Annotated in this window: 30 protein-coding genes; 13 read left to right on the forward strand and 17 right to left on the reverse strand. The window is 66.1% G+C overall.

Going from position 1 to position 25354, the window contains the following annotated elements:
- Window positions 1-7: 7 nt before the first annotated feature.
- Entirely contained in the window at window positions 8-1246 is a 1239-nt protein-coding gene (locus G391_RS0101915; RefSeq protein ID WP_035303471.1) for a DUF418 domain-containing protein, read from the forward strand.
- Window positions 1247-1281: 35 nt separating this feature from the next.
- Entirely contained in the window at window positions 1282-2742 is a 1461-nt protein-coding gene (gene hisS, locus G391_RS0101920; RefSeq protein WP_029086014.1) for a histidine--tRNA ligase, read from the forward strand.
- Between the two features lie 488 nt (window positions 2743-3230).
- On the opposite strand, the gene G391_RS0101925 is transcribed toward hisS, so the two are convergent.
- Window positions 3231-4013 carry an SDR family NAD(P)-dependent oxidoreductase gene (locus G391_RS0101925; protein ID WP_029086015.1) on the reverse strand — a complete coding sequence of 261 codons (783 nt, stop codon included), beginning with the start codon at window positions 4011-4013 and terminating at the stop codon, window positions 3231-3233.
- Window positions 4014-4072: 59 nt separating this feature from the next.
- Between G391_RS0101925 and G391_RS0101930 the strand changes: the two genes are divergently transcribed.
- Window positions 4073-4477 carry a YkvA family protein gene (locus tag G391_RS0101930; RefSeq protein ID WP_029086016.1) on the forward strand — a complete coding sequence of 135 codons (405 nt, stop codon included), beginning with the start codon at window positions 4073-4075 and terminating at the stop codon, window positions 4475-4477.
- On the opposite strand, the gene G391_RS15025 is transcribed toward G391_RS0101930, so the two are convergent.
- Window positions 4474-5184 (reverse strand): 2OG-Fe(II) oxygenase, encoded by a 711-nt coding sequence (locus G391_RS15025; protein ID WP_051257054.1) that lies wholly within the window; start codon window positions 5182-5184, stop codon window positions 4474-4476. The two genes, G391_RS0101930 and G391_RS15025, sit on opposite strands and share 4 nt — an antisense overlap.
- Window positions 5181-6179, reverse strand: coding sequence for an NADPH:quinone oxidoreductase family protein (locus G391_RS0101940; RefSeq protein ID WP_029086017.1), 999 nt, complete (start codon window positions 6177-6179; stop codon window positions 5181-5183). The genes G391_RS15025 and G391_RS0101940 overlap by 4 nt, the downstream gene beginning before the upstream one ends.
- 79 nt (window positions 6180-6258) lie before the next feature.
- Here G391_RS0101940 and G391_RS0101945 point away from each other — a divergent pair, with 79 nt between their 5' ends.
- From G391_RS0101945 to G391_RS15030, 3 genes are all read left to right on the forward strand, one after another.
- Window positions 6259-7155 (forward strand): isoaspartyl peptidase/L-asparaginase family protein, encoded by an 897-nt coding sequence (locus tag G391_RS0101945; protein WP_029086018.1) that lies wholly within the window; start codon window positions 6259-6261, stop codon window positions 7153-7155.
- A gap of 111 nt (window positions 7156-7266) precedes the next feature.
- The gene (locus G391_RS13560) at window positions 7267-7803 is read left to right on the forward strand and encodes a hypothetical protein (RefSeq protein WP_051257055.1); all 537 of its coding nucleotides are present in this window, start codon (window positions 7267-7269) and stop codon (window positions 7801-7803) included.
- A gap of 6 nt (window positions 7804-7809) precedes the next feature.
- On the forward strand, window positions 7810-9012 hold the full coding sequence (locus tag G391_RS15030) for a cupin domain-containing protein (RefSeq protein ID WP_029086019.1): 1203 nt from the start codon (window positions 7810-7812) through the stop codon (window positions 9010-9012).
- Here G391_RS15030 and G391_RS0101960 read toward each other — a convergent pair.
- On the reverse strand, window positions 9009-9806 hold the full coding sequence (locus tag G391_RS0101960) for a crotonase/enoyl-CoA hydratase family protein (protein WP_029086020.1): 798 nt from the start codon (window positions 9804-9806) through the stop codon (window positions 9009-9011). The two genes, G391_RS15030 and G391_RS0101960, sit on opposite strands and share 4 nt — an antisense overlap.
- 103 nt (window positions 9807-9909) lie before the next feature.
- Window positions 9910-10200 carry a hypothetical protein gene (locus G391_RS0101965; RefSeq protein ID WP_029086021.1) on the reverse strand — a complete coding sequence of 97 codons (291 nt, stop codon included), beginning with the start codon at window positions 10198-10200 and terminating at the stop codon, window positions 9910-9912.
- 161 nt (window positions 10201-10361) lie between these two features.
- Here G391_RS0101965 and G391_RS0101970 point away from each other — a divergent pair, with 161 nt between their 5' ends.
- Together G391_RS0101970 and G391_RS0101975 are read left to right on the forward strand one after the other, a co-directional pair.
- Entirely contained in the window at window positions 10362-10559 is a 198-nt protein-coding gene (locus G391_RS0101970) for a DUF1289 domain-containing protein (RefSeq protein ID WP_029086022.1), read from the forward strand.
- Window positions 10560-10634: 75 nt separating this feature from the next.
- Entirely contained in the window at window positions 10635-11099 is a 465-nt protein-coding gene (locus tag G391_RS0101975; RefSeq protein ID WP_029086023.1) for a retropepsin-like aspartic protease family protein, read from the forward strand.
- Here the strand turns inward: G391_RS0101975 and G391_RS0101980 are convergent.
- The 4 genes from G391_RS0101980 to G391_RS0101995 all read right to left on the reverse strand — a co-directional run bounded on the left by G391_RS0101980 (window position 11096) and on the right by G391_RS0101995 (window position 14158).
- The gene (locus tag G391_RS0101980; protein ID WP_029086024.1) at window positions 11096-11779 is read right to left on the reverse strand and encodes a hypothetical protein; all 684 of its coding nucleotides are present in this window, start codon (window positions 11777-11779) and stop codon (window positions 11096-11098) included. The two genes, G391_RS0101975 and G391_RS0101980, sit on opposite strands and share 4 nt — an antisense overlap.
- Window positions 11780-11838: 59 nt before the next feature.
- Window positions 11839-12663, reverse strand: a complete 825-nt coding sequence (locus G391_RS0101985; RefSeq protein WP_051257056.1) for a sulfite exporter TauE/SafE family protein — start codon at window positions 12661-12663, stop codon at window positions 11839-11841.
- A gap of 2 nt (window positions 12664-12665) precedes the next feature.
- Complete coding sequence (gene dusA / locus G391_RS0101990; RefSeq protein WP_029086026.1) at window positions 12666-13682, reverse strand: tRNA dihydrouridine(20/20a) synthase DusA; 1017 nt, start codon at window positions 13680-13682, stop codon at window positions 12666-12668.
- 62 nt (window positions 13683-13744) lie between these two features.
- A complete protein-coding gene (locus tag G391_RS0101995) occupies window positions 13745-14158 on the reverse strand; it encodes a DUF2177 family protein (protein ID WP_035303706.1) in 414 nt (137 codons plus the stop codon).
- A gap of 34 nt (window positions 14159-14192) precedes the next feature.
- Here G391_RS0101995 and G391_RS0102000 point away from each other — a divergent pair, with 34 nt between their 5' ends.
- Complete coding sequence (locus tag G391_RS0102000; RefSeq protein WP_245572018.1) at window positions 14193-16136, forward strand: vWA domain-containing protein; 1944 nt, start codon at window positions 14193-14195, stop codon at window positions 16134-16136.
- A 42-nt stretch (window positions 16137-16178) separates the two neighbouring features.
- Here G391_RS0102000 and G391_RS0102005 read toward each other — a convergent pair whose 3' ends face one another.
- The 4 genes from G391_RS0102005 to lspA all read right to left on the reverse strand — a co-directional run bounded on the left by G391_RS0102005 (window position 16179) and on the right by lspA (window position 19669).
- Window positions 16179-16634, reverse strand: a complete 456-nt coding sequence (locus tag G391_RS0102005) for a low molecular weight protein-tyrosine-phosphatase (RefSeq protein WP_029086029.1) — start codon at window positions 16632-16634, stop codon at window positions 16179-16181.
- Window positions 16631-18475: a DNA mismatch repair endonuclease MutL gene (gene mutL / locus G391_RS0102010; protein WP_029086030.1), complete on the reverse strand. Its 1845-nt coding sequence runs from the start codon at window positions 18473-18475 to the stop codon at window positions 16631-16633. The genes G391_RS0102005 and mutL overlap by 4 nt, the downstream gene beginning before the upstream one ends.
- 77 nt (window positions 18476-18552) lie before the next feature.
- Window positions 18553-19104, reverse strand: a complete 552-nt coding sequence (locus tag G391_RS0102015) for a DUF3035 domain-containing protein (protein WP_029086031.1) — start codon at window positions 19102-19104, stop codon at window positions 18553-18555.
- A 52-nt stretch (window positions 19105-19156) separates the two neighbouring features.
- On the reverse strand, window positions 19157-19669 hold the full coding sequence (lspA, locus tag G391_RS0102020) for a signal peptidase II (protein ID WP_029086032.1): 513 nt from the start codon (window positions 19667-19669) through the stop codon (window positions 19157-19159).
- Between the two features lie 98 nt (window positions 19670-19767).
- Between lspA and G391_RS0102025 the strand changes: the two genes are divergently transcribed.
- On the forward strand, window positions 19768-20517 hold the full coding sequence (locus G391_RS0102025) for an SDR family oxidoreductase (protein ID WP_029086033.1): 750 nt from the start codon (window positions 19768-19770) through the stop codon (window positions 20515-20517).
- Here the strand turns inward: G391_RS0102025 and panC are convergent.
- Together panC and panB are read right to left on the reverse strand one after the other, a co-directional pair.
- A complete protein-coding gene (gene panC, locus G391_RS0102030) occupies window positions 20499-21356 on the reverse strand; it encodes a pantoate--beta-alanine ligase (RefSeq protein WP_029086034.1) in 858 nt (285 codons plus the stop codon). The genes G391_RS0102025 and panC overlap by 19 nt on opposite strands.
- A complete protein-coding gene (panB, locus tag G391_RS0102035; protein ID WP_029086035.1) occupies window positions 21356-22204 on the reverse strand; it encodes a 3-methyl-2-oxobutanoate hydroxymethyltransferase in 849 nt (282 codons plus the stop codon). Before panB ends, panC begins: the two co-directional genes overlap by 1 nt.
- A 139-nt stretch (window positions 22205-22343) precedes the next feature.
- On the opposite strand from panB, the gene G391_RS0102040 reads away from it, so the two are divergent.
- Window positions 22344-22790, forward strand: a complete 447-nt coding sequence (locus G391_RS0102040) for an aspartate 1-decarboxylase (protein ID WP_035303474.1) — start codon at window positions 22344-22346, stop codon at window positions 22788-22790.
- 3 nt (window positions 22791-22793) lie between these two features.
- Here the strand turns inward: G391_RS0102040 and G391_RS0102045 are convergent, their stop codons facing one another.
- Together G391_RS0102045 and G391_RS15890 are read right to left on the reverse strand one after the other, a co-directional pair.
- Window positions 22794-23744, reverse strand: a complete 951-nt coding sequence (locus tag G391_RS0102045; RefSeq protein ID WP_029086037.1) for a KpsF/GutQ family sugar-phosphate isomerase — start codon at window positions 23742-23744, stop codon at window positions 22794-22796.
- A complete protein-coding gene (locus G391_RS15890; RefSeq protein WP_281168395.1) occupies window positions 23741-23872 on the reverse strand; it encodes a hypothetical protein in 132 nt (43 codons plus the stop codon). The genes G391_RS0102045 and G391_RS15890 overlap by 4 nt, the downstream gene beginning before the upstream one ends.
- 102 nt (window positions 23873-23974) lie before the next feature.
- On the opposite strand from G391_RS15890, the gene gpmA reads away from it, so the two are divergent.
- A complete protein-coding gene (gene gpmA / locus G391_RS0102055) occupies window positions 23975-24688 on the forward strand; it encodes a 2,3-diphosphoglycerate-dependent phosphoglycerate mutase (protein WP_029086038.1) in 714 nt (237 codons plus the stop codon).
- Window positions 24685-25308 carry a bifunctional diaminohydroxyphosphoribosylaminopyrimidine deaminase/5-amino-6-(5-phosphoribosylamino)uracil reductase RibD gene (ribD, locus tag G391_RS0102060; protein ID WP_029086039.1) on the forward strand — a complete coding sequence of 208 codons (624 nt, stop codon included), beginning with the start codon at window positions 24685-24687 and terminating at the stop codon, window positions 25306-25308. The genes gpmA and ribD overlap by 4 nt, the downstream gene beginning before the upstream one ends.
- Window positions 25309-25354: the final 46 nt, after the last annotated feature.

Below are 25354 nucleotides of genomic sequence, written 5' to 3' on the forward strand. Positions count from 1 at the left end.
GGGAACCATGACGCAGACAGAGCCACAAACCGAGATCCTGGCACCCGTTCAGCGGGCCGACCGCGTCCTCAGCCTGGATGTGGTGCGCGGTCTGGCTGTGCTGGGAATCCTGGCGGTCAATGCCATGACCTTCTTCTGGCCGCACGAGGTCGGAATGAACCCCGCGATCCAGCCTGGCTGGGACGCCGATGCCCTGCTCGGCTGGCAGATCCAGGACGTCTTCTTCCGCGACAAGATGCGGACGCTGTTCTCGCTCCTGTTCGGGGTGTCGATCTTCCTTGTCGGCGGTCTGCGCACCGACCTTGATCGGGGTCGGCTCTTGAGATCACGCCTGTTCTGGCTGGCCGTCTTTGGCCTGATCCACGGGGCCGCCTTCTGGTTTGGGGACATCCTGTTCCTCTATGCCCTGACCGGCTTCATCGTCATGCTCGTCCGGTCCTGGAGCGCGCGCCGCCTGCTAATCGTGGGCACGGTCCTCTATCTCATCCTGTGTGCCCTCTACGTCGGGATGATGTGGAGCATGACGCTCATGCCGCCGGATCAGCTCCAGGCGAGTATCGCCGAACAGGGCGGCCACATGACCCCAGAACAGCTGGCGGCGGCCATTCAGGCCATGACCGGCGACGCCTGGTCGGTGACGGTACATCAGTTCCAACAGTGGCTGGCCGTCGTACCGATTATCGCTGTGGCGATGATCCCCGTCACCGCCAGCCTGATGATGATCGGCATGGGCTTGTTCAAGGCCGGCTTTCTGGCCGGTCGGAGCCCGACCTGGCTCTATTTCGCTTCGATCCTTCTGGCGGCGGGCTGCCTTTATCTGATCTGGGGCGAAAGCTCAGCCATTGCGGCGAGTGGCTTCGACTTCATTCAGGCCATGACGCGGCCCCATGCGACCTTCCTGGTTCCGCTGGTTTCGCTCGGTTATGCCAGCGTGCTGATCCTGATGGTGCGCTTCGGCATGAGCCTGATCCTGTATCCGCTGATTTCGGTCGGGCGGATGGCCTTCACCAACTATCTGACCCAGACCTTGATCATGACCACCCTCGCCTACGGCGGGCGAGGCCTGGGCTGGTATGGCGAGATCGGCTGGCCTGAAATGTGGGGCATCATTGCCGTCGTCTGGATCCTCCAGCTGCTTTGGTCACCCATGTGGCTGGCCTTCTTCCGCATGGGGCCAATCGAATGGATCTGGCGCTCATTGACCTATGGTCGGTTGCTGCCACTGAGCCGCGAAGCGGCGGCCTGATTGCGGTTCGGGCCGTGCCGGGGTAAGCGCGGCCCATGTCTGATCTTCTGGAAATACGGCCCGAGGCCCGCAAGGCCCGCGGCCTGGTCGACCGCCGCGGTCGCGACCTCATCACCGAGCGCCGCATCATCACCGCCGTCGCCGACATGTACGAACGCTGGGGGTTTGAGCCGCTCGACACGCCGGCCTTCGAGTATGCCGATGCACTCGGCAAGTTCCTGCCGGACGCCGATCGTCCCAACGAAGGCGTCTTCGCCTTCCAGGACGACGACGAGCAATGGCTGGCCATGCGTTATGATTTGACGGCTCCGCTGGCGCGCTTTGCCGCCGAGCACTGGCAGACCCTGGCCAAGCCCTATCGGCGCTATGCCTTCGGCCCGGTCTGGCGCAACGAAAAGCCGGGGCCGGGACGTTTCCGCGAGTTCCTTCAGTGTGATGCCGACACCGTCGGCTCGGATCGGCCCGAGGCCGATGCCGAGATCATTGCCATGGCCGTCGAGGGCCTGACGGCGGCCGGCGTCCCCCAGCGTGGAGCGGTCATCAAGATCAATACGCGCAAGCTGTTGAACGGCCTTCTTGATCGTTCAGGCGTCTCCGAGGCGAGCCAGCGACTGGCGGTGCTGCGCGCCATCGACAAGCTCGACCGGCTGGGGCCGGACGGCGTGCGCGACCTGCTCGGCAAGGGTCGCCTGGACGATTCCGGGGCCTTCACGAAAGGGGCAGACCTCTCGGGCGAGCAGATCGGTGCGGTGATGACCTTCCTCACCGCCTCCACAGCCGGGCGAAGCTCGGCCCTGGGCGTCCTGGCCGAGGTCGTCGGCGGGTCCACCGAGGGCGATCAGGGGCTCGAGGAACTGGCCCGCATTGACGCCGCCCTCAGCGGCCTGGGCGTGTCAGAGGATCAGGCGCTGTTTGATCCCTCGGTGGTGCGCGGACTGGAGTACTACACCGGGGCCGTGTTTGAGGCCGAACTGATCCTGCGCGGGCCCGTCGAATCCCTGCGGCTAGGGTCGATCGGGGGCGGCGGCCGCTATGATGATCTGGTTGCCCGCTTCACCGGCGAGCGAACACCGGCGACGGGCTTCTCCTTTGGCGTCAGCCGCCTGGCCGTGGCGCTTCAGGCCATGGACGCCGGCCTGGCGGCGGTTCGCGGACCGGTGGTTGTCGTCGCCTTCGATGAGGCGGCGATGCCCGAATATTTCGCCGTGGCTGCCCAGCTTCGACAGGCCGGCATCCCCGCCGAGGTCTATCTGGGACGGTCGGGCCTCAAGGCTCAGATGAAGTATGCCGACCGGCGGATGAGCCCCGCCGCCATCCTGATCGGTGAGGATGAAATCAAGGCCGGAACCGTCACCATCAAGGATCTCGACCTAGGCCGGGAGCTGGCCGCAGGGTCCGACCTGCAGACCTGGAAAGCCGAACGCCCTGGCCAGCAGACCGTGCCGCGCGACCAGATGGTTGAGGCTGTGCGCGCCATCGTCTCAGCGACGCCATAGGGTCTTCGCGCCTAGAGCCTGGTCGGTTGAGATGGAATCGCTTCGCGATTTCATCCCTGCCGTGAATCAGGCTCCAGATGAGAGCGCGAGCATGATTCGGCTTCGTGTTGGAACCGCGCCGCGGTTCAAACGCGAACCATCATGCTCTAGCGAAACTGATCGTTGATCAGTTGTTAGCTGGCAGGTTTGTGAACGCGTGCCCGCATTGACAGTCTGAATAAACTGGCGTTTCGTCCGGCCAGTGAGGTGGTTCGCCGCCTCCGGCGTTTCGGGGAGGAAACGCCCGCTCCTGATGAAGAGCAGAGCCCGCCGCGATAATCCCCGCGGCGGGCTTCTCTTTGAGAAGACCGCCGCAAATCCCTGGTCAATGCCGGCGCGACAAGCGCGCCGGTGGGGCGGGCTTCTCTTTAGAATTTGTCATCCCGGCCAATGAGCGAAGCGAAGTCGAGCCGGGACCGCTGCGGGTGCAACGGTCCCTTTCGACAATCCTACCGCGGTGCCAGCCGGATCGCGCCGTCCAGGCGGATGCACTCGCCGTTGATGTAGACGTTGCGCGCCAGCTCCAGCGCCAGCGAGGCGTAGTCCTGCGGCGTGCCCAGGCGGCTGGGGAAGGGGATCATCGCCGCCAGGGCGTCCTGGATCTTCTGGTCCATGCCCGCCATCATCGGCGTCCACATGATGCCCGGCAGGATGGTGTTGATGCGCACCCCCTCCTGGGCCAGATCCCGTGCGATCGGCAGGGTCATGGCAAAGACGCCGCCCTTGGAGGCCGAATAGGCGGCCTGGCCGATCTGGCCGTCCTGGGCCGCCACCGAGGCCGTATTGATGATGACGCCGCGCTCGCCGTCATCCAGACGATCCGCCGTCACCATGCCCGCCGCCGACTGCGACAGCACCCGCATGGTGCCGAACAGATTGACCCGCACGGTGCGCTCGAACTGGGCCATGTCGTGGGCCTTGATTTCGCCGGTGTCCTTCTTGCGGCTGACGGTCTTCATGCCGGTGGCGATGCCGGCACAGTTGACGCAGATGCGCTCCTGGCCGTGGGCGGCGCGCGCCTTTTCGAAGCCGGCGGCGACCGAGGCGTCGTCGGTGACGTCGACGTTGCAGAAAACGCCACCGATCTCGGCGGCGACGGCCTCACCCTTGTCGGCCTGCATGTCGAAGATGGCGACCTTGACGCCCTGGGCGGCGAGCGCGCGCGCCGTACCCTCACCGAGGCCCGACGCGCCCCCGGTGACCACTGCAGAGATCGAACCATCGAGTTTCATGCGGAGTATCCCTATATTGGCCCCAAGGGCTGATTGATGAGCGCGAGGATGTAGCGGTCATGGCGAACAAGGCCAACACTGAAGGCATGACGGTCGAGGATGCTCTCGACCCGAACAAGGCCCTGGTTCCCGCCGTTGTGCGGATGAATGAGACGCGCGTGCGTCAGGGTTTCTGGCCCAAGGTTGCCCGGACGGCGGCGAAGATCCCCTTTGCCCGCGACGTCGTGTCTGTGTGGTATTGCGCCCGCGATCCGGCCACCCCCGTTGCGGCCAAGGGCATGATGCTCGCCGCCCTAGCCTATTTTGTGCTGCCGACGGATGCCATTCCTGACGTGCTGGCCGGGATCGGCTTTACGGACGACGCTGCGGTCATCGCCGGGGTCATCGCCCTACTGCGCGGGCACCTGAAGGATCGACACCGCGACCAGGCCCGGGCGGCACTGGACCGGCTCGAGGCCGACTAGCCCATCAGCCAGCCCGAGATCGCCAGTCGAGGATGCGGCGCATATGGCGCGATCTGGGTCACCGCATGGCTTTGCGGCGTGCGGAACAGGTTCAGGCAGTTGAAGCCCGGCGTGAACCCGCGAGAGACGTGGCCCTGTTCGTCGTAGAACAGCAGCAAGCCGCCCCAGTCCGGATTCCATGTCCTCGTCAGGTTGAACACATGGGCCACCAGGCGTTTGCCGCCGCCGTGATCCGTGTGCTCGGTCAGGACCTGTCCGTTCACGAAACGTGAGGCCTGGCAGTAGATGCGTTGGGTATCAGCCGCCTGGGTGATGGTGCGCATCACCTCCAACTGCGGCTCCTCGTTCAGCCAGTATTCGAAATCATCCAGCAGATCGCCGCGTGGCGGGTTTGGCACATGACCCGAGCCGAGCGGCCGATTATCATAGACGTACTGCATCTCGGGATCACCGCCGTCGACGATGGCGTCGGCCAGCCACTTTCGGTGCGTCTCGGTCTGCGGCTCATTTCCCTTGAGGGGGACATGGAAGGTCCCCGACCGCATTGTCACCGACCGGATCCAGTCTGTCTCGGTCGCCAGGGCCTCCTCCAACAGGTCGGCTGTTTCCAGAGTCAGGATGTTGGGAACATGAAGACGCCCCCCCGGCTCCCAGCACTCTGACAGGGCCTCCAGATCAAGGTCCGGGTTGAACGCAAAACGGCTCACGAAATCTCCACGACGATCTTGCCCAGGGCAGATCGATCTCCAAGCGCCTGGATCGCCTCAGCACCCCGGTCGAAGGAGAAGCGTTGTGAAATCCGCGGCCGGATCTTGCCCTCGGCATACATTGCCAGAAGCGCAGCCATGTTCGCTTGATGCAAATCAGGTTCGCGCTCGGCATGCGCGCCCCAGAAGACGCCGATGACCGACACCGACTTCAACAGGGTTAGATTGAGCGGAAACGACGGAATGCCCGCCGGGAAGCCGACAACCAGGAAACGCCCGTTCCAGTCCATGGCTCGCAGGGCCGGCTCAGCATAGTCGCCGCCGACGCCATCGAGCACCACATCTGCCCCGTCGCGCCCGCAGGCCAGCTTGATCTCGCCCGACAGCTCCTTCTGGGCGGCCTTGTCCAAGGCTCCAGAAGGATAGATCAGGCCGTTATCTGCCCCCAGTTCGAGGGCGAACTCGACCTTTTCGTTGGTTGAGGCCGCGGCCACGACGCGCGCGCCCATGGCCTTGCCCAATTCCACCGCCGCCGACCCGATCCCACCGGCGGCACCCGGTACAAAAAGCGTCTCGCCAGCCTTCAACTCAGCACGGTCCTTGAGCGCGTAATAGACGGTGCCATAGGTCATGATGAAGCCGGCGGCCTCGTCGAACGGCATGTCCTTGGGAATTTTCAGGCACCGTCCGGCGTGGACCGCGACGCGCTCGGCCAGCCCGCCCCAGCCCACCATAGCCGCGACCCGATCTCCCCGTCGAAGCGTTGTGACGCCCTCCCCGACGGACTCCACCACGCCGGCAATCTCGCCGCCGGGTGCGAACGGACGCGGCGGACGGAACTGGTATCTGTCTTCGATGATGAGCGTGTCGGGGAAGTTGATGCCAACGGCCTTGACGTCAATGATCACCTCGCCCTTGCCCGGCGTCGGGTCATCGACCTCCTCAAGGACCAGGGTTTCAGGACCGCCAACGGCCTTGGACAATAGTGCTCGCATCGAATCCCCCGCTCGCCTTTGCGCTGGTCCAACGCTAAGCAGCCGCCACGCGCCGGGTAAAGGCGTCGCGGACGAGGAAATGTCGATGCGTAGATTTGCTATGGCCCTGCATGGCGGTGCCGGGGCCCGCCGCAATCGGGACTACAGCCGCGAAGTTCCCCACATGCTCGAACTGGCTGAGCGGGCGTGCGACCGTCTGGCCGGCGGGGCCTCGGCTTTGGATGTGGCCGTCGAGACGGCCATGGCGCTCGAAGACTCCGGCCTTTACGTCGCTGGGCGCGGGGCCAGCCCCAACCTCGCGGGAGACTATGAATTGGACGCCAGCCTGATGGATGGATCCAGCCAGGCGGCCGGGGCCGTCGCGGCGCTGAAGGGCTTTCGCAATCCGATTCTGGCCGCGCGCCGGGTCATGGAAGCGACGCCCCATGTCATGCTGGCTGGTGAGGGGGCCGAGGCCTTCTGCCGCGAGCAGGACCTGGCCGGGATCGAGGATCCCGACACCTGGTTCACCCGGGCCGGTCAGGGCGAGGACAATCACCCGCCTGGGACACTGGCCCACGGAACGGTCGGCTGCGTGGCTCTCGATCTCAACGGTCGTATGGCCTCCGCCACATCGACGGCCGGCGTCTTCGGCAAGATGCCGGGTCGCGTGGGGGACACACCGATCCCGGCGGCGGGCACCTGGGCCGACAGCCACGCCGCCGTCTCGGGAACCGGCCAGGGCGAGTATTTCATTCGGACCGCCGCCTGTGCCCAGACCTCCTGGCGCGTGGCTGCCGGTGCGACCGTCGCCCAGGCCACCCAGGCGGTCATCGACGAAATCGGCCGGCTCGGTGGAGACGGCGGCCTGATTGCGGTGGATCGTCAGGGTCGGATCGCCATGCCGTACAACAGCCAGGGCATGAAGCGCGCCTGGGCCACGTCGGACGGTCACATCGGGTCCGCCGTTTTCGACGAAGGACCGACCCAACTCTGATCAAATCTGACCCTCTCGATCTCCGACTTGATGTATCGCCGTTTCGTGATAGTTTTTCATTGAAAACAGCTGTTTAATTGAGAATTGGTCGCAATTGCACGGGAGGGTGCCATGGCTGACGAAGATAACAAGCCTAAGAAAAAGCGCCTCAATCGGCGATCCTTCATGGCGACTGTGCTTGGCGGCGCGGCCGCGGCCGGCGGGGCCAGCGCCCTGATTGCAGGTGAAGCTCGCGCCCAGCAAAGACCGACGGGCCGGACCGATGGTGATTCCGGATCCTATGCCGACCGGGGTGGCTATGGCCGGACCGGCCTGACCGATTCAGACCCCTACGACCGCTCCGGCTACGGCGTCGGGGGCGGCGGTGGCACTTCGGGGTGTTCTGACAGTGATGGTGGAACCTACGCCGATCCCGGCGGGAACGGTCGCCGTTGCAACACTGGCGGAGGCGGCGGGGCGTCAGGCCTGACGGACAGCGATCCGGTCGATCGTGGCGGCAACGGCCGCGGCAACGGCACAGGACGTTCGGATTCCGATTCCGGCGGCAACTCCGATCCGGCAGGACGCGGCTATACCGGTATTACCGATTCCGATTCGGGATCGAACCGTGACCGCGCCAGCCATGGCCGGGGACGTCCCCGCGGTTAAGCCTCCATGAGTCAATTCAAAGGGGCCGGTCAGGCACCGGCCCGTCCATGGGCGGCGGACGCCCTGAGCTGGCTGATCGGTCCGATCACCCATCAGGAGTTCTTTGACCGCTATTATGAGCGCGAGGCGCTGATCGTCCCCCGCGACGAGCCCACGCGGTTCGCCCCCCTGTTGTCGATCGCGCATCTGGACAGCCTGATCGCCTCCGCCGATCTCCGTGCGAACACGATCGACCTGGCCGATGCCAGCCGCGAATTGGATCGCGCGGGCTGGGTCATGGACGGTGGTGCGGTTGATCGCGCCGTCATCGCCCACCAGCACGCACTGGGCGCAACGATCATCCTGCAGCAGCTGCATCAGTCCGACCCGGATCTGGCCGCCTTCTGCCGGGCGATGGAACAGACCTTTTCCTGTCATGTGCAGACCAACATCTACCTGACGCCGCCCTCAGCTCAGGGCTTTCACACCCACTACGACAACCACGACGTCTTCGTGCTTCAGGTCGAGGGCGAAAAGCTCTGGCGGCTCTACGGCACGCCGGTGACCACCCCTTATCGCGGCGAGGGCTTCGAACGCGGCAAATATGATCTGGGCGAGAAGACCAGCGAGTTTGTCCTCAAGGCCGGCGACTGCGCCTATGTCCCGCGCGGCTTGGTCCACGACGCCTCAACGTCTGGCGATGGACCATCGCTGCACATCACCTGCGGCTTGATCGTCAAAACCTGGGCGGAGGTCGTGCTTGAGGCTGTCTCGGAGGTCGCGCTGAGCGAGCCGGAGTTCCGCCGCAGTCTGCCGCCCGGTCACGCTCACAGAGATTATGACCGGACCCAGGCCCAGGTCCTGTTCGACCGCCTAATGAAGATTCTTCCCGAACGTGCGCGGATGGACAGTGCCTTCGACCTGATGGTCGATGGCTTTATCCGGTCGCGGGATTCCGACATCGCCGGGGCTGTCGTCTCGGGAGCCCTGCCGCTCGACCCGGCCCAGGCCTATGTGCTGAAGGCCACCATCCCCTGGCGACTTGCCGAGGACGGCGACACCCTGGTGCTGATCGCGCCAGGCGGGGACCTGGATATCAAACAAGCCGAAGAAGCGGCCTATCGGCGTGCCCTGTCCGGCGATCCCTTTGTCCTGGCAGACCTCGGGCTGGACGATGCCGACAAGGTGCTACGCCGCCTGATTGCTTTCGGCGTGATCGAGCCGGCCTAGTTGCCGTTGAAAGCGCCGGGCCGCTTTTCAATGACAGCCTGCACGCCTTCGAGGTGGTCGTTCGTCAGGTGCGCCAGCGCCTGAACCGCCGCCGACATCTCCAAGAGCTGATCGAAACTGGCGTCGCGCCCCTGTCGCAACAACGCCTTGCCCATGCGTAGAGCTTGCGGCGGCTGGCCGGCAATCTCTTCAGCCAGCTTCACAGTCTCATCCATCAGGACACCAGGGGCCACCACCCGGTTGACCAGTCCCCAGGCCAGGGCCGTCTCGGCGTCGATACTGTTTCCGGTGAACAACATCTCGGCCGCCCGCGCATAGCCGACATTTCGCGGCAGGAGCCAGGCTCCACCATCACCCGGGATCAATCCCAGCTTGATAAAGGGGACGCCGAAAACGGCCTCTGACGAGGCCAGGCGAATGTCCGCCAAACCTGCAATGTCGCAGCCGAGCCCCATGGCCGGCCCGTTGACGGCGGCAATCAGGGGCACCTCCAGTCCATACAGGGATCGGACAATCCGGTGCACAACGCGACGATAGCGTTCGCGGATCGCTGCGCCCGAACCTTCGAACAGGGCCGAACGTCCGGCCATCGCTTTGAGATCGCCCCCGGCAGAAAAGGCGCGCCCGGCCCCCGTCAGGATCGCAACACTGATTTGCGGATCAGAGTTGATGGCATCACACGCCCCCGCGAAGGCCTCGCCGTCATCGAGATCGGGCAGAGCATTCAGACGGTCCGGTCGGTTCAGAGTCAGAACGGCAATCCGTCCGCGGCGTTCGATCTCGATCAGGCTCATCGGTGTCCTCCCATGTGAGGCAGGACTAGGAGCCGACCGTGCCCGCGACAAGCAGAAAGCCCCGGCGAGCGCCGGGGCCTCCCCTTGTTTGGCTCCATCAAGCCTAGCGACAGGCGGCAAGCTCACCGGTGGCTGCGGCCTGATCCGACCGTGCCCAGGACGCTGCTTCGCGTCGTGCGCTAGAGGCCGCATCACGAATGTGGTCCGCTCGGCCGCGGCGTTGCTCGCGCAGCGTCTGATCAAAGCGAGCCGTGTCCGCACCGGTCCCGTCCGCCAGGCCGGCACATCGGGCGGTGGCGATATAGTCGGTGTCCGAGAGCCGAACCGTCTGGGCCTGGGCGGCCCCGGCCAGGGCGGCGGCAACGAGAGCCGTAGGTACGATAAGCATCTTCATGTCGGTATCTCCGTTTTTTTGCTGAGCGCCTGAACAACCCCTTGGAAGGGTCGCTCGAAGATCTCGGATCGACAAGTTAACTATCGGATATTATTGGCTATAGTTTTGCCCCAAGCATGACGGTGTCGTAATCTTCAGCGCACCGGTCTATGACGCAGGCCATGTCCACGCCGATCACCACCCCGTGCGTCAAGGTTTGCATCGTCGATGGCGAGAGTGGCCTGTGCCTCGGCTGTTATCGCAAGCTGGAAGAGATCGCAGGCTGGATACGGCTGACGCAGGATCAGCGGGAAACCATCCTGTCCGAACTGCCGGGGCGTCGGGGCCAGATTGACCCGGCCAAGCTGGGCGAAGCCTGATTCACCGGATGCAAACCTGATCGCGCTAGGCTGATCCCAAGGCCGAGAAACGGCCAGTGTGTGGGGTGCGTAGGCGTGAAGAAGCTCAAACCCATGGCGATCGTGGCCATCGCAGCCTGTGGCGCGCTCGGCGCGGCTGGCGGCGTGCTGGCCGTCGATCGGTCTGTCGGCCCCCCCGACGCCGTGCTTCCGGTCGCCGACGACGGGCATTTCTGGGCTGAGGGGGCGACCGAGGGCGGTCGTCTTCGCCTGCTGATTGATACAGGTGCGACTCGGGTTTCCCTGACCCGCACGGATGCGGAACGTCTGGGGGTCATCCTGACGGACGACGCCTTCACCGACGTTGTGGCGACCGCGGGCGGACCGTCACATGTGGCGGTCATTACCCTGCCCTGGCTCTCGGTGGGACCGACGCGCCTTGAGAACGTTGAGGCCGTTGTGTTCCAGAACGGCCTGGGTCACTCCCTGCTCGGCATGAGCTTTCTGGGCCGGCTGGACGGCTACGGCGTGTCCCGCGGGGCCATGCGGCTCCAGAGCTAGAAGCGCCAGGTCAGCCCAACCTGAACCACCGGATAGTAGCGTAGCTCGGCGGCCTCTGATTCCACACGACCTTCCTCGCGACGAAGCTGAGTCTGAAGGTTCGGATCATTCGACAAGGTGCCGCCGACCGAGTTCAGGTGAACATCCGGCTCATCGCCGATGGCGACCCCGGCCAGGACCCGCCAACCCAGACCGCGCACCCGGCTGAAGGTACTGTCCCATCCGGCTCCGAACGACAGGGCCCGATCGCCCAGGTCCACCTCGCCATCCAGTCGCCCGATCTGCGTCGGGGTGAATGTCTGGTCACCGATGGTCACCGGCCCGGCCGGCTGGGCCGCCAGGCCGACGGCGCGTTCCCCGAACAGCCCGCCCCCACTGACGAAGAAGTTGGATTCCATCGGGTGGACCTGAACGAAGCCGCCGATCACCCCGGAATCCAGGCGTCCGGTATAGGTAATGTCGTCCACATTCTGGTCGCGCTCGAATTCTGCGAACTCGTAGGTCGCGCGAAGGCTGATGTAGGAGGTGACCCGGAACTGTCCCTCGACGTAGAGGCCGGTGGTCCCAATGCCGGCCCCGGCGGCGAAACGGGTCGGCTCGCGCGGCTCCGTAGGTGCCTGAGCCTGGGCGGCACCCGCCGCCGCAATAGCAGACAGGGCGATCAGCGCGATGCGGGTCATGGGAGCCTCCTGTGGCGCAGGGAACCGTGGACCAACACGGCTAATGAAGCCTGAACAGCTCAGAGCGCCTTGATCAGCACAGCTACCGCGGCAAGCGTCAGATAGACGGCAAAGGCGCGTCGCAGCACGGTCTTGTCGAGGCGATGCGCCAGGCGCGCACCGAACGGGGCCACGGCTGTCGTCAGCAACCCCAGGGTGATGGCCGCCGGAACATTCACGTAGCCCAGCGACAGGGGTGGCCTCCCCGGGGCCCCCCAACCGAACAGGACAAACCCCAGGGTCGCCGCCAGGCCGATGGCGAAGCCAAATCCCGAAGCCGTCGCCACGGCCTGATGAATAGGCCGACCGAACAGCGTCATGGTCATTCCGCCCAGACTGCCACCGCCAATCCCCATCATGGCCGACAGACCACCTATCGTGGTGGCTATGACGCGCCGGCCCCAGCCGGTCGGCAGATCTCCGGCCAGCTTCCAGCCATCAGGCGTCAGAGCCATCTGGGCCGCCACCAGGATCAGGCAGACTCCATAGACCCAGCCGAGGTTCGCCATCGAGGTCATCCCCGCGATCCCGGCCCCGATCAGGGCCCCAAACGCCACCCACGGCGTCCACGTCCTCAGGACCGTCTCGTCCACCGCCCCGTGCGCCCGGTGCGCCGCCAGCGACCGCCAGCTGGTCGCCACGATGGTCAGGAGCGACGACCCGATCGCAACGTGTAGATTGCTCTCGCCGCCGACGCCTAACAGCTCGAAAGCATAGAACAGGGCTGGCACCATCACCGTGCCGCCCCCGACGCCGAACAGTCCCGCGATCAGCCCGCCGAACAGTCCCGCTCCGATCAGCGCCGCCGCCAAGGCGGCCCAGTCAGAAAAAGACAGGGCCTCCACGCTCAGGCCGCCTCGCGCCGGGCTTCGGCTTCGCGCACGGCAGCAACGGCGCGATCAACGACCTCCAGCCCGGCCCCCGCCTGCCCGGCCTCGACCGTCAGAATGCGTCGATAGGTCCGCGCGCCGGGGCGCCCGTGCATGGCCCCGAGCATGTGCCGCGTCATGGCCGACAGATGCACGCCCTCGTCGAGCCGCGCCGCCAGATAGGGACGATAGGCCTCGATCGCCTCGAACGGCCCGACATCCTCGACCGCCTCGCCGAATATGCGCCGGTCCACCTGACCCAGCAGGGCCGGCTCGTGATAGGCGGCCCGGCCCAACATGACCCCGTCCAGCGCCGGGCCGTCATCGTTTTCGACCAGGAACCCTTCGGCCCGATCCAGATCAGCGATCCCACCGTTGATCGAGATCGACAGCTCAGGCCGCTCAGCCTTCAGCCGCCGGACCACGCCATAGTCGAGCGGCGGCACATCCCGGTTCTCCTTGGGAGACAGCCCTTTCAGCCAGGCCTTGCGGGCATGGACGACGAAGGTATCGACCCTGGCATCCGCACAGGTCCGCACCAGGGCGAACAACCCTTCATCCGTTGACTGATCATCGACGCCGATCCGGCACTTGACCGTCACCGGCACTGCGACCGCCGCCTGCATCGCCGCCATACAGTCCGCCACCAGGTCCGGCTCGCGCATCAGGCAGGCCCCAAACCGCCCCGACTGCACCCGGTCGGACGGGCAGCCGACATTCAGATTGATCTCGGCATAGCCCTCGGCCTCGCCGATCCGCGCCGCCTCGGCCAGGTCGGCCGGCTCCGACCCGCCGAGTTGCAGGGCCACCGGCTGTTCCAGTGGATCAAATCCGATCAGGCGCGCGCGGTCGCCGTGGATCACCGCGCCGGTCGTCACCATCTCGGTATAGAGCAGGGCCCGCTTCGTGAAGGCGCGATGGAACGCCCGGCAATGCCGGTCGGTCCAGTCCATCATCGGGGCCACCGACAGGCGGCGGGCAAGCGCCAGGGTCATGCCGCGCCCCATAGGCCAGGCGGGCCTCCGCTGCAAATCTGCGGCGATCCGTGATGCCCTCTCTATTGTGTCGTGCGATGAGCCAGACGACGCGTCAAATAGACCGAGACGACTGCGGCCGTCGCGGTGGCGAAAGCCCCCCAGGCCATGTCGATCAGAGTGAGATGGATCGGCCAGATCCGCAGGGTCGCCTGATTGGTGAGATCATAGGTGGCGTAGGCCACCAGCCCAAACAAGCCTCCGGTCCATAGCGCCCTGACGGTGCCACCCGCTTTCAGGGCCGGCAGCACGACCAGCCATGTCACGCCAACCAGATACAAGACATAGAAGGCCGCCGCCGGGCCCCACCTCACATCATCAGCCATGATCTCGCCGATGGCCGGTCGGTAGAGGCGCGGTGCCGCATTCGACAGCCACAGATAGTCCAGAACGGCGAATGCGCTCCCCGCGGTCAGATAGGCCAGGATCGGCCTCACCCATTCTCCTGAACCTGTTCGTCCGTCATCCTGCATGCCGATTCGTCTCCTGACACGGGGTGTGTCCGAACAACAACGCGAGGCCCACGATCCGGTTTCGCCCTTTGAGCGACCCCTGCTCGCCCCATTTCGGCCAAAGGTTGCACCGCCCAATCCCCACATCAACGGGTGGAGGTCCAAGATGCAGTGGCTCAAGATCAGTCTGGTTTCTGTTTTATCGCTAGCGACGGCAACGTCTGGGGCTCTGGCACAGTCGTTCACGCCCCCGCCGCCGGTGGGTCCGACGCGGCCGCTCGACGGCGAGGCGACGCCAGCGGCCTGCGAACAGTTCGGCTATCAGATCAACGACCTAGAACGTGACGGTCGCGCGCGCGGCGCACCAATGGTGTCCACCGCACCCGTGACCCAGATGACCGGGGCCCTGCCACCACCACCACCACCACCTCCTCCCCCTTCGCCGCCGCCTTTGGCCTATGCGCCGCAAACCGCTGACTCCGTCGTCGTCACCGGCAGCCGGATACGCCAAGAGGGTCTGGTTTCCACCTCTCCGGTGCGACCCGGACCCCAGCCCGGCGACACCGAGCGCTACCCGGACGCCCCCACCAACGCCGTCGTCGTCACCGCCGAGAACCCGGTCTCGACCCTGGCCATCGACGTCGACACCGCCAGCTATTCCAACGTCCGGCGCTTCCTCAATGACGGCTCCCTGCCGCCACGCGACGCCGTTCGGGTGGAGGAGCTGATCAACTATTTCGACTATGGCTACGAGCGGCCGCGCAGCCGCGCCCAGCCGTTCACAGTCTTCACGGAAGTCAGCGCCAGCCCCTGGGCAGAGGGGCGTCAGATCCTGCACGTCGGCCTGCAAGGCTATGAGCTGCAAAGCCGTGAGCGTCCGGCCCTCAATCTGGTCTTCCTGGTCGATGTGTCCGGTTCGATGTGGTCGCCCGACAAGCTGCCGCTGGCGCAACAGGCGCTGAACACCCTGATCGACCAACTCCGGCCCCAGGACCGGGTCGGCATCGTCGTCTACGCCGGGGCCGCCGGCGCGGTGCTCCAGCCGACGCCGGGCGACCAGCGCCTGCGCATCCGCTGCGCCGTCAATGCGCTGCGCGCCGGCGGCTCGACCGCGGGCGGTGCCGGCCTGGCCCTGGCGTATCGGATGGCCGAGGCCAACTTTGATCGGGATCGGGTCAATCGCGTCGTCCTGCTGACCGATGGCGACTTCAACGTCGGCGTCACCTCCGACCAGCGGCTCGAGGACTTCGTGGCCGAGCGCCGCGAGAGCGGCGTCTATCTGTCGGTCTATGGCTTCGGGCGCGGCAACTACAACGACACGATGATGCAGGCCATCTCCCAGGCCGGCAACGGCACGGCGGGCTATATCGATACGATCCATGAGGCCAACCGCCTGTTCCGCGACGACTTCTCTTCGTCCATCTTCCCCATCGCCGACGATGTGAAGGTTCAGATCGAGTTCAATCCGGCCCAGGTCGCCGAATGGCGTCTGATCGGCTACGAGACACGCCTGCTGAACCGCGAGGATTTCAACAACGACGCGGTCGATGCGGGCGACGCAGGCTCAGGTGCCACCGTCACCGCCATCTATGAGATCACACCTCCCGGCGGCCCTACCCAGGTCGACCCTCTGCGCTATGCCGTGCCCTCAACCAACAGTCGGGACGGCGAACTGGCCTTCGTGCGGGTTCGCTACAAACTGCCCGGCGAGGACGATTCCCGCCTGATGGAACAGGTGGTTCAGGCCGATGCCGTTCGCCCTTCGGAATCCACCCGCTGGGCCCTGTCAGTCGCGGCCTTCGGCCAGCGCCTGCGCGGCGATCCCTGGCTCTCGGACGATTTTGGCTGGGATGATATCCGGGGTCTGGCCAGCGGGGCTGTCGGTCGCGATCAGGACGGCCTGCGCCGCGAGTTCATCGGCCTGATCGACCGGGCCTCGGAACTGGAGCGCCGCACGCCGTAGCCGGCATCTGTGGCTCCTCCCCATTTCATGGGGAGGAGCGGTTCAGGCCACCCGCGCCAAAATCCCTGCCACGGAGGCGGACACCTCGCCCCAGGTGATGTCGAAATCCTCGTCATCGCCGTAGTAGGGATCTGCCACCGACTGCCCCTCGCGGCCCGGCACATGGTCGAGCATCAGGCTAAAAGCCGCCGTCGCATCCCATGGCGCAACCTCGCGCAGCACTCGCAGGTTGGACCGATCCAGCGCAATGATGTGGTCAAACCGGCGAAAATCGTCCGGCGTCACCGTCCGCGCCCTCAGACCCGAAATATCGACGCCGTTGCGACCCGCCGCCGCAATGGCGCGCGGGTCGGGCGGCTGACCCTCATGCCATCCGCCGGTGCCGGCGGAATCGACCTCAATCCTCAAGCCGCGCCGCTCCACCTCATTGCGCAAAGCCCCCTCTGCCAGCGGCGAGCGGCAGATGTTGCCAAGGCAGACGAAGAGGATGGAGGTCATCGCCGCCCGAACAGCCGCTCAATGTCCGCCAGCTTTAGCTCCACATAGGTCGGGCGACCGTGGTTGCACTGGCCCGAATGCGGCGTGGCCTCCATCTGGCGCAGCAGGGCGTTCATTTCGTCGGCGTTGAGGCGTCGCCCCGCCCGGATCGAGCCGTGGCAGGCCATGGTCGAACAGACCTCCGCCAGCCGTTCCCTCAGCGCCAGGGTCTGGCCGGTTTCCGTCAGGTCGTCGGCGATGTCGCGGATCAGGCCCTCGACGTCGGTGTCGCCTAGCAAGGCCGGCGTCTCGCGCACCAGGACCGCCCCGGCCCCAAAGCCCTCGATGATCAGACCCAGCTCGGCCAGATCGTCGGCGACGGCGACCACCCGTTCGGCCTCGGGCGGTTCCAGCTGGACGACGGCAGGCACCAGCAGCGCCTGGCGCGCCACGCCGCCCGCTGACATCTGGGCCTTCATCCGCTCATAGACGAGCCGTTCGTGGGCCGCGTGCTGGTCAACCACCACCATGCCGTCGCGCGTCTGGGCGACGATATAGGTTCCGTGCAACTGAGCCCGCGCCGCCCCCAGTGGCCGGTCGATCAGGTCGAGGGTGTGGGGTCCGGGGTTTGGGGTCTCCGGGTCGAGCCCCGGCTCTACCCGTGCGGAAACCTCGGCGAGGCCCGGAATGACCTGTGCGGGCGCGGTGAAGGGGCTGGTCCAGGCACCGGGACTGTAGGCCGGCTCTGAAGACCACCCGGCCCCCACACCCCACGCCCCACGCCCGACACCCCCTCGCCCCTGGAACGCCGACAGGGCCTGGTCGGCCACGGTCGTCGAGGCCCGGTGCCCGGCCCCCGCCAACGCATGTTTCAGCGCCCCGACGATCAGGCCTCGGGCCAGCGCCGGGTCGCGGAACCGGACCTCCGCCTTGGCCGGATGGACGTTCACATCCACCTGCGTCGGCTCCAGATCGATGAACAACACCGCTGCCGGGTGCCGGTCGCGCGCCAGGAAATCGGCATAGGCCCCGCGCAAGGCCCCTTGAAGCAGGCGGTCGCGTACCGGTCGTCCGTTCACGAACAGATATTGGTGCGCGGCATTCCCTCGTGAATAGGTCGGCAGCCCCGCATAGCCCGACAGCCGATGCCCGTCGCGCGTCTGATCGATCAGCAGGGCGTTCTCGCCAAAGGCCTCACCCAGGATCGCCGCCAATCGCCGGAGCCGCCCTTCATCGCCCGCGTGCTCGGCCTCCAGCCGCAGGACGGGGCGCCCGTCGAGCGTCAGGATGAAGGCCACATCCTCATGCGCCATGGCCTGACGCTTGATTTCCTCGGAAATGGCCATGCTCTCGGCCCGCTCCGACTTCATGAACTTGAGCCGCGCCGGCGTGGCGTAAAACAGGTCGCGCACCTCGACCCGCGCACCATGATCGCCTGCAAAAGCCGCCGGCCGGACCGTCGATACCGCTCCACCCTGCACGTCTATGGCATGGGCATCACCACCGATTGTCCGTGAACTGATGGTTACGCGAGCGACGGATCCGATCGACGGCAGGGCCTCGCCCCGGAAGCCCAGCGTATGGATGTTCAGAAGATCGACGTCGCCGGCATCATCGACCTCCAGCTTGGACGTCGCATGGCGTTCAACCGCCAACGGCAGTTCGTCCGGCCCCATCCCGCGGCCGTCATCAACCACCAGGATTCGCGACAGCCCTCCACCGTCCGCCTGGATTTCGATTCGGCGCGCGCCGGCATCGATGGCGTTTTCCACCAACTCCTTGATGGCACTGGACGGTCGCTCAACCACTTCGCCGGCGGCGATGCGGTTGACGACCTCGCTGGGCAAACGGCGGATGGGCATGAGTCGCATCATAACGACTTCGCCCGCAACGCACAGCGTCGCGGGCGAACCGAAATCAACATCGAGATGGCGGTGGCCTAGAGGCCCGGCAGCTTGAAGCCCGAGTCTGACCGCTGAATGACAATGGCCTGACCGCCGGTCAGAGCTTGTAGACGCTCCTGCTCGCGGGCCGCATCGATGACCAGATTGCCGGCGGTCGTTGTCGCCGTCTGGCTGGCCGCGTCGCCGCTGCGCCAGAACATCAGACGTTGCGCCCAGCTCTCGTCCTTGTGGGCGAGGTCACCGAACTCATCGTCGACGACGAAACGGGCCAGAGGATCAGCCTGATCGCCCCCCGCAGCATTGACCAGAGCCTGTTCGGCCGGCGAACGCACGGCTCCTTCGCGGGCCCCCAGCAGAATGTCGCGGGCGGTCGAGGTCGGGTCCAGCTCCTGAGGACGGGGCTCACCCGGCGTGGGCGGACGCAGGGCATAATCCGGTGGAACCGTCAGCGGCGCGATCGACACGACCCGGAATTCATCCGGTGTGACCCGATTCATGCCCGCAGCGCCGCGCAGGGTATTGCAGGCCGACAGGCCGACCAGGGCGGTGCCGGCCAGGATGAGAACAGCGACGCGTGAACCACGCATGGACAACTCCGGTCGTATCGCCCGGTGCCGGGCGGGTATCTGGAAGAGACGGTTACTCTGTTTGCGCCTCGGAGCCAACAGGCTCAGTCCGACGCTCGCTCAGGAAACTGTCGAGAATAAGGAGGCCGACACCCACCGAGATGGCGGAATCGGCGATATTGAAGATCCACGGGAAACCCAGACCGGAGAAATCCAGAAAATCGACGACGGCCCCGATCTGGATGCGATCGATCACATTGCCGAGCGCGCCCCCGATAACCAGGCCCAGCGCCACCGCGAACAACCGCCGGGGGGCCCGCAAAGCCCACCAGGCCATCACGCCGGCCACGATCAGCGAGAAACCGGTCAGAACCCAGCGCGCTTCGCCGCCGGAGAACATGCCGAAGCTCACTCCCGTATTCAGGGTGAAGGTCAGATCAAAGATGGGGCTGATCTCGATGGTCTGGCCAAGCTGCATGTTCAGCAGATGCAGCACGATCCATTTGGTCAGCTGGTCCAGGACAATCGCCGCCAGGGCCACACCGTAGGCCAGCCAGGTCAGCTTCTTGAGGGAAAACGGAGGCATTCGATCTCTACAGAACTAGGCGAGCCAGCCGGTTAAGGCCAAACGCGACGAAAGGCAAAGGGTTGGCACCGTTCCGGCGAACACGGTAAGCCCGGCCCATGAGTGGGCCCCTGTTCGATCTTTCCGGCCGCATCGCCCTTGTCACCGGGGCCGGCCGTGGCTTGGGCAAGGAAATTGCCCTGGCCCTGGCGGCGGCCGGGGCCGATGTCCGGCTCGGCGGTCGCACCGTCGCGCCATTGGAAGTCGCCGCGGCAGAGATCATGTCGGCGGGCGGGACCGCCCAGCCCTGGCCGTTCGATCTGGCCAATGAGGATGCAACACGCACCGCCGTCCAGCGACTGGAGCGCCTCGACATTCTGGTCAATGCCGTCGGGATGCGGGATCGCCGCCCCCTGGCCGAGTTCGACATGGCCTCGGTGCGCAAGATGATCGAGGTCAATCTGATTTCCGCCTTCCTGATCAGCCGCGAGGCCGCCGCCCGCATGGGGCCGGGCGGACGCGTCATCAATCTGACCTCCATCGCCGGGCCGATCGCGCGGTCAGGCGATGCCGCCTACACCATGGCCAAGGGCGGGCTGGACGCCCTGACCCGCGGCCTCGCCGCCGAACTGGGGCCCAAAGGCGTATCGGTCAATGCCATTGCGCCCGGCTATTTCCGCACGGAAGCCAATACGGACTACGCGTCGGACCCTGAGGTCGCCGCCTGGTTGGCGCGGCGCACAGCCATGGGCCGCTGGGGTGAGCCGTCCGAAATCGCCGGCGCGGCTGTCTTCCTGGCCTCAGACGCCGCCAGCTATGTCACCGGCCACGTCCTCGTCGTTGACGGCGGCTACCTGAGCCACTTCTGACGCGCTTCACCGAGCAACAGATTGTCGATCAGCCGGGTCTTGCCGATCCGCACCGCCAGCGAGGCCACCGCGCCGCGATCATCCACCATGTCCAGTTCCGCCAGGGTGTCCGGGTCGGCGATGGACACATAGTCGGGCCGCGCCATCGGCTCGGCAATGAGCACGGCCTTCATGGCCAGGCGAAGCCTGTCGCCCGACCGCTCGCGGGCGTCAAACGCCGCCTCGGCCGCCCTGAGCGACCGGATCAGGCACAGCGCCGCCACCCGCTCGTCGGCGGCCAGATAGATGTTGCGGCTGGACATGGCCAAACCGTCCGGCTCGCGCACGGTTTCGGCCACCACGATCTCGACCGGCAGATTCAGATCCCGCGCCATGCGCCGGATCACGGCGCACTGCTGGGCGTCCTTCTGGCCGAACCAGGCCGCGTCCGGCTGGACCATGTTGAACAGCTTGGTCACCACCGTTGCCACGCCCGAGAAATGCCCGGGCCGCACCGCCCCTTCGAGCGGCGCCGTCACCCCCTCCACCTCGATCCGGGTGGAGAAGCCATCCGGATAGATCGCCTCCGGCGTTGGGGTGAACACCAGGTCGCAGCCGACCTCCTCCAACAGCCTGAGGTCCCGGTCCAGATCGCGCGGATAGCGCGCCAGATCCTCGCTCGGGGCGAACTGGGTCGGATTGACGAAGATCGAACAGGCGACCGCGCCCATGCGCGCCTTGGCCGCCCGCACCAGCGTCAGATGCCCCTCATGCAGAAAGCCCATGGTCGGCACAAAGCCGAGGCGGGGATAGTCACCGCGCGCCGCGCGCAGATCGGCGACCGTCGAAACGACCCGCATCAGGCCCCCTTGCCGTAGATGGCCCCAAGCGCCTCATCCAGCGCCCCGTCTTCCATCTTGCGCGAGGACTGCGCGTCGGTCGGAAAGGCACCCGCCTCGACCTCGCCGACATAGGCCGCGACGGCCTCGCGCATGGCCCGGCCGATCTCGGCATAGCGTTTGGCGTGGCGCGGCGAACGCCCGTCGAACAGACCCAGCAGATCATGCCAGACCTGGACCTGGGCATCGCACTCCGGCCCGGCCCCGATGCCGATCACCGGGATGGTCAGACGGCGCGCCACCTCGGCCGCCAGCTGCGCCGGCACCAGCTCCAGCACCAGCGCGAACGCCCCCGCCGCCTGCAAGGCCTCGGCATCGGCGATCAGGGCGCGTGCGCCCTCGGCGTCCTTGGCTTGGACCTTCAGGCCGATGGTCCCCGCCGACTGCGGCGTGAACCCCAGATGCGCCATCACCGGAATGCCCAGATCGACCAGCCGCCGCACGATCGGAACCACCGCGCCGCCGCCTTCCATCTTCACCGCCCCGGCCCCGCCGTCGCTCATCATCCGCCCGGCGTTGGCGATGGCGGTCGCCTCGTCGCGGAACGACAGGAAAGGCATATCGGCGACCACCAGGGCCGTCTGGGTGCCGCGGACCACCGACTGGGTCGCGCGCACAATGTCATCGACCGTCACCGATAGGGTGTCGCCACGGCCGTGCACGACATTGCCCATCGAATCCCCGACCAGCAGGACGGGCACGCCCGCCGCCTCGGCGATCAAGGCAGAGGAATAGTCATAGGCCGTCAGCATGGGGAAACGCCGCCCCTCGGACTTCAGCTTCGCAAGGTCGAAAACGGTTGTACGCACAGGCCATCCTCCGGGGGAGCGGGGTGTCCGCCAATATGGCACGGACGAACCTCGTTCGCACCTGCACAAGAAATCAGGGGACGTCAGGGGTGATTTCGGCTAGGAAGCGACCCCTTCCGTCCCCATATCGCCTCCCGACATGAGCAAGATCCGCGTCCTTCGCGCCAAACTCCACGGTATGACCGTGACCGGTGCCGACCTTCACTATCAGGGCTCGATTACCCTCGACCCCCTGCTGTGCCAGGAGGCGGGCATCTATCCGCTCGAATTCGTCGAGATCTGGAACAAGAACTCCGGCGCGCGGATCGAAACCTATGTCATCCACGGCGAGCCGGGTTCCGGCTGTTGCGTTCTGAACGGCGCAGCGGCCCGGACCTGTCAAAAGGGCGATGAGGTCATAATCGCCGCCTCAACCTATGCCGAGCCGGGCGACCTGTATCAGCTCAAGCCCAAGGTTCTGGTCTTCGGCCCCGGCAACACCGTGCGCCAGAAGATCACCTACGAAGTCGGCCAGACCCCCGATCTCGATTTTGAGTTCCGCATGCGCGACACCGACACCGGTGAGCGCATCGTTCCGGGAATGTGATGCCTACATCACCCCGGCCCTGAGCAGGTCGTGGACGTGCAGGATACCAACCGGCCGCCCCTCCCTGACCGCAAACAGGACGGTGATCCGGGCCTCGTTCATCAACTTCAAGGCCTCAGCCGCCAAGGTTGTCGGCTCGACCGTGCGCGGATCCCGGGTCATGACCTCGCCGGCGGCATAAGTCAGCAGTCCGTCCATATGCCGGCGCAGGTCGCCGTCGGTGATCAGGCCGATCAAGGTGCCGTCCGCATCGATCACCCCCACGGCTCCGAAACGTTTCTCGCTCATCACCAGAAGCGCCCGATCCATTGGCTGATCGGCCCCCACCAGCGGTAGCTCGTCGGCCCCGTGCATCAGGTCCCCGACCGTGCGCAGCATGGCACCCAGCTTGCCGCCGGGATGGAAAACCCGGAAATCCTGGGCCGTGAACCCGGCGCGTTCCAGCAGTGCTACCGCCAGGGCATCGCCCAGCGCGATCTGAAGCGTCGTCGAGGTCGTCGGCGCATCGACTTGGCCGGTCGCTTCGGGAGCGTCGGGCAACAGCAGCAGGATGTCCGACTGACTGCCCAGGGCGCTGTCGGCCCGTGCGGTCATGCCGATCAGAGGAGCTCCGAACCGCTTGGCATAGGCGATCACATCCGCCAACTCTCGCGTCTCGCCAGACTTCGACAGGGCCAGGACGGCATCGTCCGGCCCGATCATGCCCAGGTCCCCGTGGCTGGCTTCCGTCGCATGGACAAACATGGCCGGGCGACCGGTCGAGGCCAGGGTGGCTGCAATCTTGCGGGCCACATGGCCGGACTTGCCGACGCCGGTACAGATGACCCGGCCCGACAGATTGGCCAGGGTTTCGACCGCCCGCGCGAAGGGCTCACCCAGACTATCCGCCATGGCCTTGAGGGCCTCAGCTTCGGTACGCAGGACGCGCTGACCGACCGCGACGGCCGCGCTCATGGCTGGGCCTCCGCCACGGCACCAAGATTTCCCGGCGTGCGACCGGGCCGCTGCGGCCACATCACCGCCGTGGCAATCAGGGCGACCGCCACCAGGGCCGCCAGTGCGTAAAAGAGCCGATCCGACATGACCTGCCTATAACGTGCGCCGCCCGTCCCGTCCAAGCCGACGCTTGACGCGCCGCAACATGGGGCCTAGCCCGGCCCAAACTGTCACAACACGGAGCCGGGATGCCCATCCTGATCCTACTTCGCCACGGCCAGAGCCAGTGGAACCTCGAGAACCGCTTCACCGGCTGGGTCGATGTCGACCTGACCGAAACGGGTGAAGCCCAGGCCCGCAAGGGCGGCGAGTTGATCGCCGCCGAGGGGCTGGAGATCGACGAAGCCTTCACCTCGGTCCAGACCCGGGCCATTCGCACCAACAATCTGGCCCTGGACGCCGCCGGCCAGAGCTGGGTGCCGGTGACCAAGGCCTGGCGTCTGAACGAGCGCCACTACGGCGGCCTGACCGGTCTGGACAAGGCCGAGACGGTGGCCAAACACGGTGAGGACCAGGTCAAGATCTGGCGCCGCAGCTATGATGTCCCGCCGCCGCCGCTGGCGGCTGGGTCGGCCTATGACCTGTCGGGGGACCGCCGCTATCGCTCGGTCGAGGTTCCGGCCACCGAAAGCCTCAAGACCACACTGGCGCGGGTTCTTCCCTATTGGAGCGAGGCCATTGCGCCGCGCCTGTCCGATGGCAAGAACGTCCTGATCTCCGCTCATGGCAATTCGCTCAGAGCGATCGTCAAACACCTGTTCGACGTGTCCGAAGACGATATCGTCAATGTCGAAATTCCGACCGGCAATCCGCTGATGGTCGTTCTGGACGACCATCTTCGGCCTGTGTCAGCCAAGTATCTCGACGAGGAGCGGGCCCAGGGCCTGCCGGCGATCCCATGAGCGACGACAGCAAGTTCATGGCCCGCGCGATCGAGCTGGCCACCGACCAGCTCGGCAAGACCGCTCCGAACCCGCCTGTTGGCTGTGTGCTGGTCAAGGACGGTCAGGTTCTGGCCGAGGGGGCCACGGCAAATGGCGGACGCCCGCACGCAGAAGAGCAGGCTCTGCCCCTGGCCGGCGACGCCGCCGAAGGGGCCACCGCCTATGTCACCATGGAGCCGTGCGGCGCGCGCTCGTCAGGCCGGGCCTCGTGCGCCCAGCGCCTGATCGATGCCGGGATTCGCCGCGTCGTCATCGCCTCGGAGGACCCGTCGCCCTTTGCTGCCGGGCGCGGGGTCGAGCGGCTCAAGGCCGCCGGCCTGGATGTTGAGATCGGCCTGTTGGCTCCCGAGGCTGCGGTCCTGGCCGAAGGCTATCTCAACCGGCTCAAGACGGGGCGGCCGATGGTGCGAATTAGCGAGGACGGCGTGGGTTTCGACGCCCGCTTCGCCGCCGCCCCCACCACGGACCTGGAAGCCGAGCTGCGCCGTCTGGGCGAGGCCGGCTACATGCGGGTCTGGGTGCCCGCCGGGCCTCTGGCTGAAGCCTTGTCCGAACAGGGACTGCTCGCCGTCGATTAACCCCGAAAGCGAGGGTTCCTTAACCGCTCTGTCCTAGGGTAGTCGC

It is taken from the genome of Brevundimonas aveniformis DSM 17977 (genome assembly GCF_000428765.1).
Lineage (GTDB): Bacteria > Pseudomonadota > Alphaproteobacteria > Caulobacterales > Caulobacteraceae > Brevundimonas > Brevundimonas aveniformis.